The organism is Aeromonas sp., assembly GCF_050252055.1.
In the GTDB taxonomy this organism is placed as follows: Bacteria; Pseudomonadota; Gammaproteobacteria; order Enterobacterales; family Aeromonadaceae; genus Aeromonas; species Aeromonas caviae.
In genome coordinates this window covers 59,043-77,191 of sequence record NZ_JBFWLQ010000012.1, presented here as the reverse complement: position 1 = coordinate 77,191, position 18,149 = coordinate 59,043, and the positions used below count along the sequence as shown (strand labels likewise).

At 59.0% G+C, this 18,149-nt stretch carries 16 protein-coding genes; 7 read left to right on the top strand and 9 right to left on the bottom strand.

The features are described 5' to 3' along the window. Positions 1-43 precede the first annotated feature (43 nt). Complete coding sequence (locus AB7E19_RS18570) at positions 44-952, bottom strand: bifunctional GNAT family N-acetyltransferase/hotdog fold thioesterase (protein ID WP_010672532.1); 909 nt, start codon at positions 950-952, stop codon at positions 44-46. Positions 953-1,125: 173 nt separating this feature from the next. Here AB7E19_RS18570 and AB7E19_RS18565 point away from each other — a divergent pair, with 173 nt between their 5' ends. Beyond that, a complete protein-coding gene (locus tag AB7E19_RS18565) occupies positions 1,126-1,806 on the top strand; it encodes a methyltransferase domain-containing protein (RefSeq protein WP_319885385.1) in 681 nt (226 codons plus the stop codon). 66 nt (positions 1,807-1,872) lie between these two features. Here AB7E19_RS18565 and dtd read toward each other — a convergent pair whose 3' ends face one another. From dtd to typA, 3 genes are all read right to left on the bottom strand, one after another. After that, positions 1,873-2,310 carry a D-aminoacyl-tRNA deacylase gene (gene dtd / locus AB7E19_RS18560; RefSeq protein ID WP_319860251.1) on the bottom strand — a complete coding sequence of 146 codons (438 nt, stop codon included), beginning with the start codon at positions 2,308-2,310 and terminating at the stop codon, positions 1,873-1,875. A 126-nt stretch (positions 2,311-2,436) separates the two neighbouring features. After that, positions 2,437-3,309, bottom strand: coding sequence for a virulence factor BrkB family protein (locus tag AB7E19_RS18555; protein WP_039039511.1), 873 nt, complete (start codon positions 3,307-3,309; stop codon positions 2,437-2,439). Between the two features lie 177 nt (positions 3,310-3,486). Then, on the bottom strand, positions 3,487-5,298 hold the full coding sequence (gene typA / locus AB7E19_RS18550; protein WP_043153538.1) for a translational GTPase TypA: 1,812 nt from the start codon (positions 5,296-5,298) through the stop codon (positions 3,487-3,489). Between the two features lie 350 nt (positions 5,299-5,648). Between typA and glnA the strand changes: the two genes are divergently transcribed. The 5 genes from glnA to add all read left to right on the top strand — a co-directional run bounded on the left by glnA (position 5,649) and on the right by add (position 11,532). Continuing rightward, positions 5,649-7,058 carry a glutamate--ammonia ligase gene (gene glnA / locus AB7E19_RS18545; RefSeq protein ID WP_010672526.1) on the top strand — a complete coding sequence of 470 codons (1,410 nt, stop codon included), beginning with the start codon at positions 5,649-5,651 and terminating at the stop codon, positions 7,056-7,058. Positions 7,059-7,249: 191 nt separating this feature from the next. Continuing rightward, a complete protein-coding gene (locus AB7E19_RS18540; RefSeq protein ID WP_266109835.1) occupies positions 7,250-7,819 on the top strand; it encodes a DUF4124 domain-containing protein in 570 nt (189 codons plus the stop codon). An 86-nt stretch (positions 7,820-7,905) separates the two neighbouring features. Further along, the gene (glnL, locus tag AB7E19_RS18535; RefSeq protein WP_010672524.1) at positions 7,906-8,961 is read left to right on the top strand and encodes a nitrogen regulation protein NR(II); all 1,056 of its coding nucleotides are present in this window, start codon (positions 7,906-7,908) and stop codon (positions 8,959-8,961) included. A 9-nt stretch (positions 8,962-8,970) separates the two neighbouring features. Next, a complete protein-coding gene (gene glnG / locus AB7E19_RS18530; RefSeq protein ID WP_010672523.1) occupies positions 8,971-10,389 on the top strand; it encodes a nitrogen regulation protein NR(I) in 1,419 nt (472 codons plus the stop codon). Between the two features lie 141 nt (positions 10,390-10,530). Further along, the gene (add, locus tag AB7E19_RS18525) at positions 10,531-11,532 is read left to right on the top strand and encodes an adenosine deaminase (RefSeq protein ID WP_124244936.1); all 1,002 of its coding nucleotides are present in this window, start codon (positions 10,531-10,533) and stop codon (positions 11,530-11,532) included. 67 nt (positions 11,533-11,599) lie between these two features. Here the strand turns inward: add and hemN are convergent, their stop codons facing one another. The 4 genes from hemN to AB7E19_RS18505 all read right to left on the bottom strand — a co-directional run bounded on the left by hemN (position 11,600) and on the right by AB7E19_RS18505 (position 15,453). Continuing rightward, positions 11,600-12,973 (bottom strand): oxygen-independent coproporphyrinogen III oxidase, encoded by a 1,374-nt coding sequence (hemN, locus tag AB7E19_RS18520; protein WP_041212163.1) that lies wholly within the window; start codon positions 12,971-12,973, stop codon positions 11,600-11,602. Positions 12,974-13,001: 28 nt separating this feature from the next. Continuing rightward, on the bottom strand, positions 13,002-13,442 hold the full coding sequence (locus AB7E19_RS18515) for a DUF2489 domain-containing protein (RefSeq protein ID WP_322131288.1): 441 nt from the start codon (positions 13,440-13,442) through the stop codon (positions 13,002-13,004). A gap of 11 nt (positions 13,443-13,453) precedes the next feature. Next, entirely contained in the window at positions 13,454-14,035 is a 582-nt protein-coding gene (gene yihI / locus AB7E19_RS18510) for a Der GTPase-activating protein YihI (protein ID WP_042882258.1), read from the bottom strand. Positions 14,036-14,835: 800 nt separating this feature from the next. Then, a complete protein-coding gene (locus AB7E19_RS18505) occupies positions 14,836-15,453 on the bottom strand; it encodes a c-type cytochrome (RefSeq protein ID WP_266109836.1) in 618 nt (205 codons plus the stop codon). Positions 15,454-15,596: 143 nt separating this feature from the next. Between AB7E19_RS18505 and yihA the strand changes: the two genes are divergently transcribed. Further along, entirely contained in the window at positions 15,597-16,250 is a 654-nt protein-coding gene (gene yihA / locus AB7E19_RS18500) for a ribosome biogenesis GTP-binding protein YihA/YsxC (protein WP_128272511.1), read from the top strand. 981 nt (positions 16,251-17,231) lie between these two features. Here yihA and aroE read toward each other — a convergent pair. Beyond that, complete coding sequence (gene aroE / locus AB7E19_RS18495; RefSeq protein ID WP_201970206.1) at positions 17,232-18,053, bottom strand: shikimate dehydrogenase; 822 nt, start codon at positions 18,051-18,053, stop codon at positions 17,232-17,234. Positions 18,054-18,149: the final 96 nt, after the last annotated feature.

Genomic DNA, 18,149 nt, shown 5'->3' with positions numbered 1-18,149 from the left:
ACAAGGCTTCGCGAAGAGGCCTTGTTGCTGTGAACACCAGGGATCAGCGTGCGCCGCGCTTGATGGGCAGTACCACATACTGACCGACAAACTCCACCGCCAGCTTGCGGCCGCTGAACAGCTGCACCCGCAGGCTGAACTTGGCGGATTCTCCGCCCCTCAGCGGCTCGAGCACGGCGGGCATGCCCTCCCGGGCCACCCGCGCCTCCGGCTCTTCGCTCACCGGCCGATAATACTTGATGTTGCCCTCGGCCAGCACGGTATCCCCTCCCAGCCCTGCCTCCTTGAGCTGCAACCAGATGAGACCCCAGCCCGCCAGCACGCACTGGCTGTAGATGCTGCCGGCGAACATGGTGTCGTGGACGTTGAGATTGGCCGCCAGGTTGGCCTTGAGGTGGAAGGTCTGGCCATCGTAGTGGGTGATGTGCACCCCCATCTTCTCGCTGATGGGAATACCCCGCGACCAGCGGGTGGTGAGATCCTGGCACCACTCCGGACGGTACTGGATGGTCTGCATGGGACTCAGGGACTTGATCATCTGGCGGTGAGGGATGCGGCCGAAGGAGACGGGGCCTTCCCCTACCTCGAGGAAGCCGCAGCGGCGATAGAACTCCACCGCCTCCTGGCGGGCGTTCATCACCAGCCGTTTCACCTTCTCGTCGCGGGCAAGCTGCTCGAGATCCTCCACCATGCGGGCGCCCAGCCCCTGGCCGCGAAATTCGGGTCGCAGCGCCATAAAGCGGATTTGGGCTTCATCGCCGCCCACAAAGAGGCGACCCACGGCGATGGGCGTTCCGTCGGGTGAGAGCATCAGCCGGTGAATGGCGACGGTATCGTACTCGTCACGCTCGGAGCCAAGGGGCAGATTGAAGGGTTTGCGCAGTAGTTCCCAGCGCAACTGATAGTAAGCATCCAGCTCCGCTGGTGTTTCTGGGGTGACTACCCGGTACATAAAGCGATCCTTGAGTGTGCGCCGACTGGCAGATGGAAGGACTGACGCAACCATTTCTCCCGGCGCAGCCTGTAGTAGGTATCCAGCTCGGCTGCCGTTTGGGGGGTGACCACCCGGTACATAACAACATCCTTGAGTTACACTGGTCGAAAGCCATCTTGCCGTGCAAATTCATGGACTTCAATCTGCAAGCGTACCAAGCCGATCACTTATTGCACCTCAGTGCCAAACCCGAACGCCGCGTTTCGGTGCTTGAAAATGCCCGTCATCGCTGGCTGGAAATGGACGGCGTGGTGCAATCCGCCATGAGCCTCCACCAGCCGGCCCGCCTCTGTCTGCCTCATCAACGGAGCATCGCGGAGCAGTTGCCAAAGCAGGCAAGCCGGATCCTGGAGCTGGGGCTGGGCGGAGGGGATCTCACCCGTCACCTGGCGGCACGCTGGCCCGATGCCCACCACGACTGCGTGGATCTGGATGCCGAGATCCTCACCCTGTTCCAGCAGTTCTTCCTCCCCTCGTCAGGGGGCTCGCCTCGGCTGCATCACGCCGATGCGCTGCACTTCCTGCACCAGAGCCAGGAGATCTACGATCTGGTGCTGCTGGATTTGTTCAGCCAGGACGGCAACCCCCTTCTGCTGTTCCAGGCTCCGCTCTATCAGGCACTGGCCAGCCGCCTGAGCGGAACCCTCATCATCAATCTGCTGCCCCGCACCCGGCTCGAACAGGCACAGGCTCTGCGACTGGCAGAGGAGTGGATAGGCCCGACCCACGTCCACGACGTGCCCGGCTACCGCAACGTCATCCTGCACGCGACCCGTCAGCATGGCCAGGGCGGGCGAGTACCGGCAGGGTGAAGAACCTGCGAAGTGTGCAGGCATCGCGTCCTGCCCCTCCGGTGAGGCCTGCCCTGCCTGCCACCCTTATACCTGCAGCCAGAAGGTGACGGGGCCGTCGTTGAGCAGCCTGACCTTCATGTCGGCGGCGAAGCGGCCGGTTTCGGTCGGCACGCCGCTCTCCCTGGCGCGAGCCACGAAGTACTCATAGAGTCGCTCTGCATCTGCGGGATGGGCGCCACCGGAGAAGCTGGGTCTCATCCCCTTGCCGGTATCCGCCGCCAGGGTGAACTGGGAGACCACCAGCAGGCTGCTGCTCACCTGGCTCACGTTGAGGTTCATCTTGCCGTTCTCGTCAGAGAAGATGCGATAGCCGCTCACCTTGTGCAGCAGCTTGTCCGCCTTGGCCTCGTCATCCCCCTGCTCCACCCCGAGCAGCACCAGCAACCCCTGGCCGATGGCCCCGGTCACCTCTCCCTCTACCGTTACGCTGGCCTCGCTGACCCGCTGAATCAGTGCAATCACATCCCTCTCCTCTCAAAACAGCACGACCGCCCATCCTGCGGGATGAGCGGTCGTCGATGCTACCAATAAATGCCCTGCCCGGGCCAACGTCTTTGTGCCGGGATCCGGTGTGATGGCCGGCCGGCGTCAGGCCAGCTCCTCTGCACCGGGCTTCTCGTACTCCCCGAGGCAGGCGGTGGTCTCGGCCCCCAGCAACACCACCAGCCAGCTCAGATACACCCAGACGAACAGGATGGGAATGGTCGCCAGGGCGCCATAGATGGCCTGGTAGGAGGGGAAGTTGGTGATGTAGATGGCAAAGCCGCGCTTGGCCAGCTCGAACAGGGTGGCCGCCACCAGGGCACCGATGAAGGCGTGGGTCAGCCGCACGCGGCAGTTGGGCACCACGGTATAGATCAGCAGGAAGGTGAGCACGGAGAAGAGGAACGGCAGGCTGCGCAACAGCAGATAGCCGATACCGAACAGGCTGTCAGCCGCGAACAACCTGAGCGAGAGAATGTAGGAGGAGATGGCGATGCTGGCACCGATGAGCACGGGGCCCAGGGTCAGGATCATCCAGTACATGGCGAATGCCTGGGCCAAGGGCCGGCTTCGGGTGGACCGCCAGATGTAGTTGAGGTTCTTGTCGATGGCCGAGATGAGCATCAGGGCCACCACGATCAGGGCACCGATACCGACGGCCGTGGTGTTGGTGGCGTTGGCCACGAAGCCGTCGATGTACTCCTTGAGCATCTCCCCGGCGGTGGGGACGAAGTTGTGATAGACGAACTGCTCCATCGCCTGCTTCAGGCTCTGGAACACCGGAAAGGCCGACATCATGCCGAACACCACGGCGATCATGGGCACCAGGGAGAGCAGGGTGACATAGGCCAGGTAACCGGCGGTCACCGTCAATCTGTCCTGCTGGAAGCGGCCCCAGACAAACTGGGCGAAGTGGGCACCATCGTGGCGCAAGAAGGAGAGTGCATGGGCCAGACGGCCGCGGATCTGCTGCTGCATCTTGTTTCTCGTAAGCGTGATCATGCAGACATTGTGTCAGATAGGGTGGTCATTTGGCCACCCGCAGACCGGCCGGATGCGCCGCCATCGAGCTCAAACCCCATGCGCCCTCATGTCGAGCCCATAAAAAAAGAGGCCATAAGGCCTCTCTTTGGTCTGTCGATGAACAGCTATCGATCAAGCACGACCGGCGCGCTTGCGATCCATCTCGGTCAGCAGTTTCTTGCGGATACGGATGGCTTTCGGGGTGATCTCCACCAGCTCGTCGTTGTCGATGAACTCGAGAGCCTGCTCCAGGGTCATGCGGATCGGCGGAGTCAGCACCTGGGCTTCGTCGGTACCGGAGGCACGCATGTTGGTCAGCTGCTTGCCTTTCAGGCAGTTGACGGTCAGGTCGTTGGAACGGGAGTGGATACCGATCACCTGGCCTTCGTACACTTCGGTCGCGTGACCGATGAACAGACGACCACGATCTTGCAGACCGAACAGGGCGAAGGTCAGGGCCTTGCCGGTGGCGTTGGAGATCAGCACGCCGTTTTGACGCTCACCGATGCTGCCACCCTTGTGCGGACCGTAGTGGTCGAAGGTGTGGTACAGCAGACCGGTACCAGAGGTCATGGTCAGGAACTCGGTCTGGAAGCCGATCAGGCCACGGCTCGGGATGATGAAGTCCAGACGGACGCGACCCTTGCCATCCGGGGTCATGTTGGTCATCTCGCCTTTACGCAGGCCGAGCTGCTCCATCACGGAACCCTGATGCGCTTCTTCCACGTCCACAGTAACGGTTTCGAACGGTTCTTGCAGTTCGCCATCCACGGTACGCAGGATAACTTCCGGACGGGATACCGCCAGTTCGTAACCTTCGCGACGCATGTTTTCGATCAGGATGGAGAGGTGCAGTTCACCACGGCCGGAGACGCGGAACTTGTCCGGATCTTCGGTCTCTTCCACGCGCAGGGCCACGTTGTGGACCAGTTCCTGGTTCAGACGCTCCAGAATATTGCGGGAGGTGACGAACTTGCCTTCTTTACCGGCGAACGGCGAGGTGTTGACCTGGAAGGTCATGTTCACGGTCGGCTCGTCCACGGAGAGCGGCGGCAGGGCTTCGACGGCACTGTTGTCACAGATGGTGTCAGAGATCTTCAGCTCGCCCAGACCGGTGATGGCGATGATGTCGCCCGCTTGCGCGTCGGTCACTTCGGTACGGGACAGGCCCAGGTAGCCCAGCACCTGACCGACCTTGCCGGTACGCGGTTTGCCGTTGGCACTGACGATGGTGACCTGCTGGTTGGTCTTGACGCGACCACGAGTGATGCGGCCGATACCGATGACGCCCACGTAGGAGTTGTAGTCCAGCTGGGAGATTTGCATCTGGAAGGCACCGTCAACGTCGCCCTTCGGGGCTTCCACGTTGTCGACGATGGCCTGGAACAGAGGTTCCATGTTCTCGGACGGGACGTCCTGATCCAGGGTGGCCCAACCGTTCAGTGCAGAGGCGTAAACAACCTTGAAGTCCAGTTGCTCATCGGTGGCACCCAGGTTGTCGAACAGATCGAAGACCTGATCCATTACCCAGTCAGGACGAGCACCCGGACGGTCGATCTTGTTGATGACCACGATGGGCTTCAGACCCTGGGCGAACGCCTTCTGGGTCACGAAACGGGTCTGCGGCATCGGGCCGTCAACGGCGTCGACCAGCAGCAGCACGGAGTCAACCATGGAGAGTACGCGCTCAACTTCACCACCGAAGTCGGCGTGACCCGGGGTATCCACGATGTTGATGCGGTAGTCGTTCCAGCGGATCGCAGTGTTCTTGGCGAGAATGGTGATGCCACGTTCCCGTTCCAGATCATTGGAGTCCATGATCCGTTCCTGACCTTCGCTGGTGCGATCCAGAGTGCCGGATTGCTGCAGCAGCTTATCAACCAGAGTCGTTTTGCCGTGGTCAACGTGCGCAATAATCGCAATATTGCGTAAATTCTCTAACATTCTCGCCTCAAATCACCGGGTAAAATTGGGCGCTAATTGTACTCTCGCCTTTGTGATCTGCCTAGCAGAATTGCAACACATTCACACACAACAAAGGATCAGGATCATGGACCCCGCGGCAAAAGGCTGCTTAGATGGCCTGGATACGCTGGCGCACCATCTCGGTGCACCAAAACGATCCAAGGTTGCACCACTTTAATGCAGCAACCGGCATGAGAACGGGTTTCTCGACAGCCTGAAACGGTGCAAGTGCCCTGAAATCAAGCTGTCACAAACTTGGCACGATACTGGCTTATGTGAATGTGACGACGCATTCACCCAAAGAGTTTTAACACCGGAGGTTACTTAGCATGTCAGCCCAGAACGTTTTGGCCCTGATCCAGGAACACGAAGTCAAGTTTGTTGATCTGCGTTTTACCGACACCAAGGGTAAAGAGCAGCACGTATCCATCCCTTCCCACCAGGTTGACGAAGACTTCTTCGAAGACGGCAAGATGTTCGATGGTTCCTCCATCGGCGGCTGGAAGGGCATCAACGAGTCTGACATGGTGCTGATGCCGGACCCGGCTTCCGCCAAACTGGACCCGTTCACCGAAGAGACCACTCTGAACATCGTCTGTGACGTGCTTGAACCCGCCACCATGCAAGGCTATGACCGTGATCCGCGCTCCATCGCCAAGCGTGCCGAAGATTTCCTGAAGTCCAGCGGCATCGCTGACACCGTGCTGTTCGGGCCGGAGCCGGAATTCTTCATGTTCGACAACATCACCTTCTCCAACACCATGGGCCACAGCTTCGTGAAGATCGAATCCGAAGAAGCTGCCTGGAACTCCGGTACCGACTACGAGCACGGCAACAAGGGTCACCGTCCGTTCGTCAAGGGTGGTTACTTCCCGGTTGCCCCGGTTGACTCCTCCCAGGACATCCGTGCCGCCATGTGCCTGGTGCTGGAAGAGATGGGCCAGGTCGTCGAAGCTCACCACCACGAAGTGGCGACTGCCGGTCAGAACGAGATCGCAACCCGCTTCAACACCCTCACCCTGAAGGCTGACGAAGTGCAGGTCCTGAAGTACGTGATCCACAACGTGGCCCACGCCTACAACAAGACCGTCACCTTCATGCCGAAACCCATGTTTGGCGACAACGGCTCCGGCATGCACTGCCACCAGTCCCTGGCCAAAGACGGCGTCAACCTGTTCGCAGGTGACCTGTATGGCGGTCTGTCCGAGATGGCACTGCACTACATCGGCGGCATCATCAAGCACGCCAAGGCCATCAACGCCTTCGCCAACCCGACCACCAACTCCTACAAGCGTCTGGTGCCGGGCTATGAAGCACCGGTCATGCTGGCCTACTCCGCCCGCAACCGCTCTGCCTCCATCCGTATCCCGGTCGTGCCGAGCCCGAAAGCCCGCCGCATCGAAGTACGCTTCCCGGATCCGGCTGCCAACCCGTACCTGGCCTTCGCTGCCCAGCTGATGGCCGGTCTGGACGGTATCATCAACAAGATCCATCCGGGCGATGCCATGGACAAGAACCTGTACGATCTGCCGCCGGAAGAAGCCGCCGAAGTGCCGACCGTTGCCGGTTCCCTGGACGAAGCGCTGTCCGCACTGGATGCAGACCGTGAGTTCCTGACCCGTGGTGGCGTGTTCAGCGATGACTTCATCAACTCCTACCTGGAACTGAAACAGCAGGATGTTGACCGCGTGCGCATGACCCCGCACCCGCTGGAGTTCGAGCTGTACTACTCCGTCTAATCCGCTTTCCCATGACAAACCCGCCATCTGGCGGGTTTTTTTCATTCTGGCAACGGAAATACCGCCGAACGGGCACGATCATGCAGAAAGATGATCCCGTTCACGGAGCCGTACCACCCTCGGCTGTTCACACCCCGACCCCGTGGTTTTTCTCTGATAGGATTAAGGTGAACCCCGTCAAGGAGAGATGGATGAACACTGTACCCTGGCTGCTGAGCCTCCTGCTGATGGCCTCCTCTTCCGCACAGGCCGCCCGCGTCTACTCCTGGGTCGATCCCCAGGGGGTGACCCACTACACCGATGCCCCCCCTCCCGGCAAGAGCGCAAAAGAGGTGGACCTGCGGGTCTCGCCGCTCATCGGCACAGCCCCCCACTCGGTCCAGGTGGACAACTTCAACAGCCTGACCGGTGTCGATGCCAGGAAAGCCCTGGAAGCGGCTCCCCTGGAGATCGATCTCATCTCTCCGGAACCGGGCAGCACATTGCGCGACAATACCGGCAACATCGTCTTCCAGGGCGAGATCTCTCCCCAGGTCCCGGTGCAATACGATGTTCGCCTGATCCTGAACGGCAAGGCGGTGCCCCTGGTTCACAACAGCCTGGCCATACGGGTGGAAAACCTCGATAGGGGCGCCTATGAGGCACGGCTCGAGTTGCTCGCCAAAGACGGTACGATCCTTGCTAAATCTAAGCCAACCACCTTTTACCTGCACAGGGCGTCGGTGAATCAGGCTCCCAGAGCCGCCCCCAAGGCCAATTAGGGGTGATGTGACGCACCGATGCGGGTAAACTTGATGCACTATATTGGTGCATTCTAGGTGTACAGCACCGTTTTAGGGAGAAACCTGTGCCAACCCGCTCGGACAACGCCAAGACACTCTTGGACAACCTGCTGACCGCCGTCATTCTCATGGATGAGCGTCTCTGCATTCAATTCGTCAACCCGGCGGCAGAGCAGCTGCTTTCCCTCAGCGAACGACGACTGATCGGCATCGAACTGCCCCACCTGCTGGAACACATCTCTCTCGATCTGCAGCGTTTCAAACAGTGCCTCATTTCGGGGCAGGGCTTCACCGACAGCGAAGTCACCCTGGTGGTGGAGGGGGAGCCCAGGCTGGTGGAGATCAGCGTCAGCCCCATGGCCGATCATGAACAGCGACTGATGGTGGTAGAGCTGCGCAAGATCGATCAGCAGAAGAAGATCAGCCAGGAGCTGCAGCAACACGCCCAGCAGCAGGCCGCCAAGGAGCTGGTGCGCGGCCTGGCGCACGAGATCAAGAACCCCCTGGGGGGATTGCGCGGCGCGGCCCAACTGCTGCAAAAGGAGTTGCCCGACCCGGCCTTGCGTGAATACACCGGCATCATCATCGAGCAGGCCGATCGCCTGCGGGTGCTGGTCGACAGGTTGCTCGGTCCCCAGCGTCCCGGCCGTCACCAGATGCACAATGTTCACTCAGTGCTGGAACAGGTGCGCCGTCTGGTGGACCTGGAGCTGCCGCCGCAGATCCGCATCGAGCGGGACTACGACCCCAGCATCCCCGAATTCGAGATGGAATCGGACCAGCTGCAACAGGCGTTCCTGAACATAGTGCGCAACGCCGCCGAGGCCCTTGGGGATCAGGACGGCCTCATCCGCATCAAGACGCGCACCGCCTTCCAGATCACCATCCATGGCCAGCGCTATCGCCTGGCGGCCGAAATCAAGATCATCGACAACGGCCCCGGCATTCCCGACGCCATTCGCGACACCCTCTTCTACCCCATGATCACCGGCAAGGAAGGGGGAACGGGCCTGGGCCTCTCCATCGCCCAGAACCTGATCGATCAGCACAAGGGTCGCATCGACTGCATCAGCTGGCCGGGCCACACCGAATTCACCATTTATCTACCACTTCGCAAATAAGGGAACCTCATGACAGCAAAAGTGTGGATCGTCGATGACGACAGCTCCATCCGGTGGGTTCTGGAGCGCACCCTTGGCAGCGAAGGCTTCGAATGCGAAAGTTTCGCCGACGGCGAAGCCCTGCTGAGTTCACTGGAGATGCGCTCACCGGACGTGATCCTCTCGGATATCCGCATGCCGGGCATCGACGGCCTGAGCCTGCTGGAGCAGATCCATCGCCGCCAGGCCGATCTGCCCATCATCATCATGACGGCCCACTCGGACCTCGACAGCGCGGTCAACGCCTACCAGCGCGGTGCCTTCGAATACCTGCCCAAGCCGTTCGACATCGACGAGGCGGTCACCCTGGTACGCCGGGCCGAGAACCACCTCAAGGAGCAGCGGACCAAGCGCAAGGCTCGCCAACAGGAAGCCACCACCACCCCGGAGATCATCGGCGAAGCCCCTGCCATGCAGGAGGTGTTCCGCGCCATCGGCCGGCTGTCGCGCTCCAGCATCTCGGTGCTCATCAACGGTCAAAGCGGTACCGGCAAGGAGCTGGTTGCCCATGCCCTGCACAAGCACAGCCCCCGGGCCCACAAGAACTTCATCGCCCTCAACATGGCGGCCATCCCGAAAGATCTCATCGAATCCGAGCTGTTCGGTCATGAGAAGGGAGCCTTCACCGGCGCCAACAACATTCGTCACGGCCGCTTCGAACAGGCCGATGGTGGCACCCTGTTTCTCGACGAAATAGGCGACATGCCGCTGGACGTGCAGACCCGGTTGCTGCGGGTACTGGCGGACGGGCAGTTCTACCGGGTTGGCGGCCACCAACCGGTGCAGGTGGATGTGCGGATCATTGCCGCCACCCACCAGAATCTGGAGAAGCGGGTCGCCGACGGCGAGTTTCGGGAAGATCTGTTCCACCGCCTCAACGTCATCCGCATCCATATTCCGGCCCTCAAGGAGCGCCGGGAGGACATCCCCCAGCTGGCCCAGCACTTCCTGCTGCGAGCCGCCAAGGAGCTGAACGTGGAGGCCAAGAGCCTGCACCCGGATACCCAGACCTACATCAGCCGCCTCCCCTGGCCGGGCAACGTGCGCCAGCTGGAGAACGTCTGCCGCTGGCTGACGGTGATGGCCTCGGGCCAGGAGGTGCTGGTAGGCGATCTGCCCACCGAGCTGCTGACTCCCATCACCAGCACCGCCGAGCCGGGCCAGCCCGCCCTGACCGGTGGCTGGCAGCAGCAGTTGCAGGACTGGGTGGCCGCCAAGCTGGCGCTGGGGGAGACCGATATCCTGGCGGATGCCATGCCCCAGTTCGAACGGATCATGCTGGAGACGGCACTGGATCACACCCACGGTCACAAGCAGGAGGCTGCCCGCCTGCTCGGCTGGGGCCGCAATACCCTGACCCGCAAGCTCAAGGAGCTCGACATTCCCTGAGCCTGCGGGAAAAACGATTCCCATCACGCCTTGAGGGAAAGCCTGACCAATCACACCCCGTTTGCTTGCAAACGGGGTATCTTTTTCAGGCGCCCCGCCTAGAATGGCAGGCTTTCCAACCCGACTCGCAGAAGGTGCCCCATGATTGACAGATCCCTCCCCCTGACCGACCTGCATCGCCATCTGGATGGCAACATCCGCCCGCAGACCATTCTCGAGCTGGGACGTCAGCACAACATCCGACTGCCGGCCGACGAGCTTGAAGCCCTGCGCCCGCACGTGCAGATCGTCGAGAACGAGCCGAGTCTGGTGGCCTTCCTGAAGAAACTGGACTGGGGTGTAGCCGTGCTGGCCGACTACGATGCCTGCCGCCGGGTCGCCTACGAAAACGTGGAAGATCTGCTGCGTGCCGGGATCGACTATGCCGAGCTGCGCTTCAGCCCGGCCTACATGGCGATGACCCACAAACTTCACCCGCAGGGCGTGGTCGAAGCCATCATCGACGGCGTGGCCGCAGGCAGCCGTGACTTCGGCATCAAGACCAATCTCATCGGCATCATGAGCCGTACCTTCGGCACCGAGCAGTGCAAGCAGGAGCTGGATGCCTGTCTGGCTCATCGCGATCGCCTGGTCGCCATCGATCTGGCCGGCGACGAACTGGGCTTCCCGGGCGAACTCTTCACCGACCACTTCCGCCGGGTGCGGGATGCAGGCATGCGGGTCACCGTGCACGCCGGTGAAGCCGCCGGCCCCGAGAGCATGTGGCAGGCCATTCGCGAGCTGGGAGCCGAGCGCATCGGCCACGGTGTCAAGGCCATCCAGGATCCGGCCCTGATGGCCTATCTGGCCGAACACCGCATCGGCATCGAGTCCTGCCTCACCTCCAACCTCCAGACCACCACGGTGGCGAGTCTGCCCGATCACCCGATCCGCCAGTTCCTGGCAGCCGGCGTGCTGGCCTGCCTCAATACCGACGATCCGGCGGTGGAGGGGATCGACCTGCCCCATGAATACGAGGTGGCGGCCCCTGCTGCCGGCATGACGGTGAGCGAGATCCGCACCGCCCAGCAGAACGGCCTGACCCTGGCCTTCCTGAGCGAAGCCGAGAAGGCCGAGCTGAGTGCCCGCGCGGCTCAACGCTGAGCAGGGGTAAAGCCCAATAAAAAACCGCCGAAAGGCGGTTTTTTATTGTCCAACGACATTGCCCGGCCTAGATCACCCGGGAGAACTGCTGCTGGCGCGCCTTGTTGCGCAGGTAGACATCGAAGCACATGCAGATGTTGCGGATCAGCAGCTGACCGGTGGAGACCACCTCCAGCCCCTCTTCGGTCATGCGCACCAGACCGTCGTCGATGAAGGTCTGCAACAGCTTGAGATCCTCGGCAAAATACTCCTTGAACACCAGACCGTGGGCCTGCTCGACGGCGGCGAAGTTCAGGGAAAAGTCGCAGATGAGGCGCTTGATCACCTCACGGCGGATCAGATCGTCCCGATTGAGGGAGCACCCCTTCCACTGGGCATGGCCCAGTGACTCGACCTGGGCGTAGTAGGTTTTGAGATCCTTCTGGTTCTGGGAATAGGCATCCCCCATCATGCTGATGGAAGAGACCCCCAGCCCCAGCAGATCGCAATCCCCCTGGGTGGTATAGCCCTGGAAGTTGCGATGCAGCTTGCCCTCGCGCTGGGCGACGGCCAGCTCGTCATCGGGCTTGGCAAAGTGGTCCATGCCGATGAACTGATAACCCTGGCCGGTCAGGAAGGCAATGGTGTCCTGCAGCATGGCCAGCTTCTCCTGCGGCGCCGGCATGTCCGCTTCTTTCAGCTTGTGCTGGGCGGCAAAACGGCTAGGCAGGTGGGCATAGTTGAAGATGGAGAGGCGGGCCGGGTCGGTCTTGAGCACCTCTTCCAGGGTGTGATGGAAGCTCTCCCGGTTCTGGTGCGGCAGACCGTAGATGAGATCCAGATTGGTGGAGCGGAACCCCAGCTCGCGGGCACGAACCAGCATGGCGCGGATGAAGTCGTTGTCCTGCTCCCGATTGACCGCGACCTGGACCGCCTTGTTGAAGTCCTGAACGCCAAGGCTGATGCGGTTGAAACCGAGCTCCCGCAACACATCCAGCATGGACAATTCGATCTCGCGGGGATCCACCTCGATGCTGATCTCCCCCTCCTCGGCGAAGTGGAAGTGCTCCCGCAACATGGCCATCAGGCGACGAGTCTGGGGTTCGCTCAGATAGGTGGGTGTGCCGCCACCCCAGTGCAGCTGGGTGACCAGTCTCTCCTTGAACAGGGGGGCCTGGGCCTTGATCTCCTGTTCGAGGTAGTCGAGGTATTGATCTGCCTTGTGCTGGTGCCGGGTAATGACCTTGTTGCAGCCGCAGTAGTAGCAGAGCTTGTGACAGAAGGGGATATGCACGTAGAGCGACAGATTGCGTGCAGGGTACTGGCCCGCTGCCTGGACGAAGTCCGGATAGCCGAACCCCTCGTTGAACTCCAGCGCAGTGGGATAGGAGGTGTAACGCGGACCACTGTAGTTGTATTTTTCGATCAGAGCCTGATCCCACACAATCTGTTCTGCTTGCACGCTTGCTTCCTCTGTCTTTGTCATGGGCTCACCGGCTTAACTGAAAATCCTTCAGTCTGGCGACATCCTCAAGGATCAGCGCCTCCAGCTCGGCCTCGTAGCCGCTGCGTTCGAGATCCATCTTCATCACTTCATTGCGCTTGAGTGCCCGCCTCGCCTCATGGGTCGGCATCTCCTTCACCTTCTCATAGAGGCCGTAGAGCCCCGGGAACTCGGTGGCAAAGGCGCGGCCCCCCTTTATTTGCAAGGCATCCAGCAGATTGGTCAGCCGGATGGCACCTTCTGAGTAGTCGCACTGACCATCTCGTACCGCGTGGGCGATCACCCTGACACTCTCCAGGATCCGCTCGTTGCGGGCCGCAATGGCGTGCTGCTGCATCTCTTGCTGGCGTTTGAGACGCGCCATCAGGGTGCCGGCATAGACGGCCAGCCCCAGCAAAATCAGGCCACCCAACAGGGCGGCCAGCATCCATCCACTCATCACTTTTTCTTCGGCTCGGGTTTGGCTTCAGGCTGGTAGTCTGCCTGAGAGAAACGCTCCCACAGCTCCTCTTCGGAGGCAGGCTGACTCGGCTCGTCAAAATCGGCATCATCAAAATCCATGTCGCCATCTTCGTCATCGTCGCTGTCGATGATACCGAGCTCGTCCATCAGCTCCTGATAACGGTCAACCCGCTGATCGACCCATGCCTGCTCTGCGGCCTCCAGGGTTTCACCGGCATCCAGACGATCCAGCAAGGCATTGAGGCGATCATCATTCTCGATGGACGCCAACTCCTGCTCGGGGGTCATCACCACCCGCTTCTCTTTCGCAGGCTTGGTCGCCACCGGCTTGCTGCCCTTCTCGTCGGCAATCAGCGCGATGGGCTTGCGAGAGCCGATGCGTGGATCCTTGGCCTGCTTGGAGCCGCTCTTTTTGCCCGCCTGCTCGACCTGTTGGCGGGAGCCCGCCTTCAGGCCCTTGCGCTTGGCGGCGCGCTTGCGCTCACGACCTTCCTGGGCACTGGCATCTGATTCTTTGCGCTTGCCGGTAGGCTTGCGGTTGGGTTGTTTGGCCGACATGAATGACTCCGACAAATAACTGAATGGAAACCCCCGGAGCGTGTCGTCCGGGGAGGATGCTGAAGCGGGGAACAGTAAATATGGAACAAGAGTGGGATCCCGCACCAATTCGACCACTTTGAGTCGCTGAACACCGCAGGATCGGCATCCTCTGGGCATGTTGCTGGTATTTTGACACAGAATGTCTTGGCGGGTTAATGACCCAATAGAAAAAAGGCAGCCGAAGCTGCCTTTTTCCATCATGCGAGTGCCATTCCCTGGTAGCCAATCGCCTTATCCCTGGGCGAACCACGGCGCATCATTTCGTTGGATCATCCTGATCCTTATTGACCAGTCCTGAGTGTGCGTGTGTTTGTTTGTCTAACCCAAACCGGCGACATCCTGCCTCCCATCGGGGTGGTTGCCTCCCGCAGCCCCGCTCATCCCTGGCGGTCACCATCCTGGCTTTTTGCATCTATTGCTCATCGCATGCTCCGAGCCGACATCCTGTCAAACCGAAGACGAGTCTTGCACCCTCTCTCCGGCCAATCCTGATTGCCTACTGTAACTTCTTCGCTGGATGACTCAATCAACCAAAGCACATTTCGAACTGGTACAAACTGATGATTTATTTCTTAATTCATTGAAAAACAAAACATAAAAAAATATACGTGAGCAATCTTTCAGACACGACCAGCCCCGTATATAGAAGATCTCTTACAGCAATGCAGGCTGTTTACGGGCGATCGCTACAACCTCAAAAAAGAACAGGGAACACAATGGTTCCCTGTTCTTTTCAACAAGATAACTAACAGTCTATATCAGTGAAGCCCCGCCACATACTTGGAGAGCGCCTCGATGTCCTGATCCGTCAGCTTCTTGGCCACATCCCGCATCATGCCATTGGGATCGTTGTCGCGTGTCGCCGAACGAAAAGCGGTGAGCTGGGCCTTGATATAGGCGGGATGCTGCCCTGACAGGCTGGGATACTTCGCTTGCTCGACGCCGGAACCCCGTGGGCCATGACAGGCGGTACAGGCGGCCAGGCCTCGCTCCATGTCTCCCCCCATATAAAGCGCCTTGCCTGCGGCAACCACATCATCGGGCACGGCAACCGGCGTCACCTTCTGGCTGGAGAAATAGGCGGCAAGATCGTCCATATCCTGCTCGGACAACGGCAACGCCATGGGTCCCATGACGGACGCAACCCGACCAGTTTGGCCAGAAGCTGCAGCCTTCAGTTCAACTAATTGTTTTTTGATATATGATGCGTGCTGACCAGCAATCTTGGGATACATGTCGACTGGGCTGTTGCCGTCCGGTCCATGACAGGCCGCACAGACGGCAGCCTTGGTTTGTCCCGCAGCGGCATCGCCCTTGGCTTGTGCCATCCCAGTTACGCCAACCATCAGAGCAAGTGTAATGACTAGGTTCTTCATGGCGTTCCAACTTTCTCGTTATTAGGCTTCCAGATCCCATGCCGCTGAAGGCATGTTAAAATAAACGCGTTCAAGCGACGCCATTTTACACTATTTCACAAAAAAGTAACTCTATAACCCTCTATCTCTATGGGGAATTTACGTTGGATACACAAACTCTGAATTTCAATAAGGTGCATTTTGTGACCAGCGCACCCGACATCCGCCACCTGCCAAATGATGGGGGTGTCGAGATTGCGTTTGCCGGTCGTTCCAACGCTGGCAAATCGTCTGCATTGAATACCTTGACCAAACACAAGAACCTGGCACGTACCAGTAAGACCCCTGGCCGTACTCAGCTGATCAACCTGTTTGAGCTGGAGCCGGGCAAACGCCTGGTCGACTTGCCCGGCTATGGATATGCCCAGGTTCCGCTGGAAATGAAGCTCAAGTGGCAAAAGTCACTGGCTGAATACCTGCAACGACGGGAGTCCCTGAAAGGGCTGGTGATCCTGATGGACATCCGCCATCCGCTCAAGGAAACCGACATGAACATGCTGGAATGGAGTTCACACCGTGAACTGCCGGTGATGCTGTTGCTGACCAAGGCGGACAAGTTAAGCCCGGGGCCCCGCAACAACCAGGTGATCAAGGTTCGTCAGGCGGTGGCTGAACTGGGCCCGCAGATCCAGGTTGAAGCATTCTCTTCTCTGACCAATATCGGCGTCGAGAAACTGGCCCAGACCCTGAGCGGCTGGTACCTGTCCGAAGCAGACAACGCCCAGGTAGACGACGAAGATCATCAGAACGAGGAGTAAACGACTCCTCTCCCTGGCTGCAATTGGCGGAGTTGGACCTCCGCTGATTGAAAGGCTTTCATGATCCCCGCATCTCCGAGCCCTCCCTCCCCGCCTTCGCCACCTCTGAAGAAAAACCTCAAAAAATATATTTAAATCATACTGATAACATGTTTAGACGCGAAAAGAATTAACTAATCATCAACCTGATACCGTTTTCATGAATATCGAGTAAAAAATCAGACTTGAAGGCTGTAACAAACGAAACTGAAATTTAATTACACGATGAGGCAATATAGGGATAAAAATGAGGCCGGTCTTGTCATTACAAACCGGCCTGAAGAAATGAGTTCAAAAATTTGGGAAAAAGCGAGTTCTCGAGAACAAAGACGATTGGTTTTCCTCAAGAAACGCCTTCATTCTAACAAAGAACGGCAACAATTAAAGCATTTACTCTAAATGTTGCTCATAAAAAAACGCCCCGACGATGACTCATCGGGGCTGCTATTCAGCCACATTCAATTACGTGAAATAAAAGGTCTGAAAGATAGAACATCTTACCTCTGTACCCTACGCCGACAACTGTACAGCAAAGCAGCAGAAAGTGAAAGTAATTTATGTAATTTAGTTTCAATGGTAGGAAAAAGAAAAAATATTCATAATTTTCATGCAGATAAAAAAATCCCCAGTACGAATACCGGGGAGTTATAAAGGTGACTAGCTAGCACTTCCTCAACTATCCAGTTAGTCAGCAGTCCGTTACAGAAGTTCCGCTGCTTTGAGAAAAAACTCAAAAAAATTCTGCGCGCTACAGCAAATTAAAAGTAACTTATTGTTAGATAATGATTTTATAAAATGGTGCCTGTTCTGCCACACCCCCACCGCAGAACAACCGTTTCACGTCACACGTGTCGTGCCGCATCCTGATGGATGCCCCCTATCCAGAGATGCAGAATCTCTACATCAGACCTGCCGACAGCCCAATAGAACGCACAAGCTGGTTCACACGACGCCCAGATTGCGCTGCAACTCTCTCAATACCTGCTTGGTGCCGGGCCGGATCCCTCGCCATACGGTAAAGGCCTCAGCAGCCTGCTCGACCAGCATGCCCAATCCATCCATGGTATGGCGCGCGCCATGTTGTTTGGCCCAGCCGATGAAGGCTGTGTCCGTTGCGCCATACATCATGTCGTAGATCGCGATGTCCGGGTGGATAAGGGTTGTCGCCAAAGGTGGCAACTCACCTTGCAGACTGGCTGAGGTGGAATTGATGATGAGATCGAACGGCCCCACCAGCTGTTCATAGGATTGAGCAGTGATGCTGCCCAGATCCCTGAACTCCACAGCCAGCTGTTCCGCCTTGGCATGGGTACGGTTGACCACGACGATCTTGCCCGGCGCTTCCGCCAGCAGGGGGGCCAGGGCGCCACGAGCTGCGCCACCGGCCCCCAGAAGCAGGATCCTGCTACCGGCAAGGTTCACTCCGTGAGCCTTGAGATCGGCGACCAGCCCGGCGCCGTCGGTATTGTCACCCAGCAGCACACCATCATCAGTCAGTTTGATGGTGTTGACCGCTCCCGCCCGCTTGGCCCTGGGGCTCAGCCGCTCCACCAGCCCGAAGGCTTGCTCCTTGAAAGGTACGGTCACGTTGCACCCCTTCCCTCCTTCGGCGAAGAAGTGGTTCAGAGCGCTGGCAAACTCATCGACAGCAGGTTCTGCCAGACCATACTCCAGCGCTTGCTGGGTCTGCCTGGCAAACAGGGTATGAATGAAGGGTGATTTGCTGTGGCGCACGGGGTGGCCAAAAACCAGATAACGATCCATCAAGGCGTTCCTTTTGAGAGCAATATCCCGATTTAACGGGTTTTCTCATGAAGGGACAAGCCGAATATCGGCCAATAAGAAGGGGCCATCATGGCC

Excerpts from the sequence above, each read along its gene's own strand:
- AB7E19_RS18570 (WP_010672532.1), bottom strand. The coding sequence starts at position 952 with ATGTACCGGGTAGTCACCCCAGAAACACCAGCGGAGCTGGATGCTTAC.
- AB7E19_RS18565 (WP_319885385.1), top strand. The coding sequence starts at position 1,126 with ATGGACTTCAATCTGCAAGCGTACCAAGCCGATCACTTATTGCACCTC.
- AB7E19_RS18555 (WP_039039511.1), bottom strand. The coding sequence starts at position 3,309 with ATGCAGCAGCAGATCCGCGGCCGTCTGGCCCATGCACTCTCCTTCTTG.
- typA (WP_043153538.1), bottom strand. The coding sequence starts at position 5,298 with ATGTTAGAGAATTTACGCAATATTGCGATTATTGCGCACGTTGACCAC.
- glnA (WP_010672526.1), top strand. The coding sequence starts at position 5,649 with ATGTCAGCCCAGAACGTTTTGGCCCTGATCCAGGAACACGAAGTCAAG.
- AB7E19_RS18540 (WP_266109835.1), top strand. The coding sequence starts at position 7,250 with ATGAACACTGTACCCTGGCTGCTGAGCCTCCTGCTGATGGCCTCCTCT.
- glnG (WP_010672523.1), top strand. The coding sequence starts at position 8,971 with ATGACAGCAAAAGTGTGGATCGTCGATGACGACAGCTCCATCCGGTGG.
- add (WP_124244936.1), top strand. The coding sequence starts at position 10,531 with ATGATTGACAGATCCCTCCCCCTGACCGACCTGCATCGCCATCTGGAT.
- AB7E19_RS18515 (WP_322131288.1), bottom strand. The coding sequence starts at position 13,442 with ATGCTGGCCGCCCTGTTGGGTGGCCTGATTTTGCTGGGGCTGGCCGTC.
- yihI (WP_042882258.1), bottom strand. The coding sequence starts at position 14,035 with ATGTCGGCCAAACAACCCAACCGCAAGCCTACCGGCAAGCGCAAAGAA.
- AB7E19_RS18505 (WP_266109836.1), bottom strand. The coding sequence starts at position 15,453 with ATGAAGAACCTAGTCATTACACTTGCTCTGATGGTTGGCGTAACTGGG.
- aroE (WP_201970206.1), bottom strand. The coding sequence starts at position 18,053 with ATGGATCGTTATCTGGTTTTTGGCCACCCCGTGCGCCACAGCAAATCA.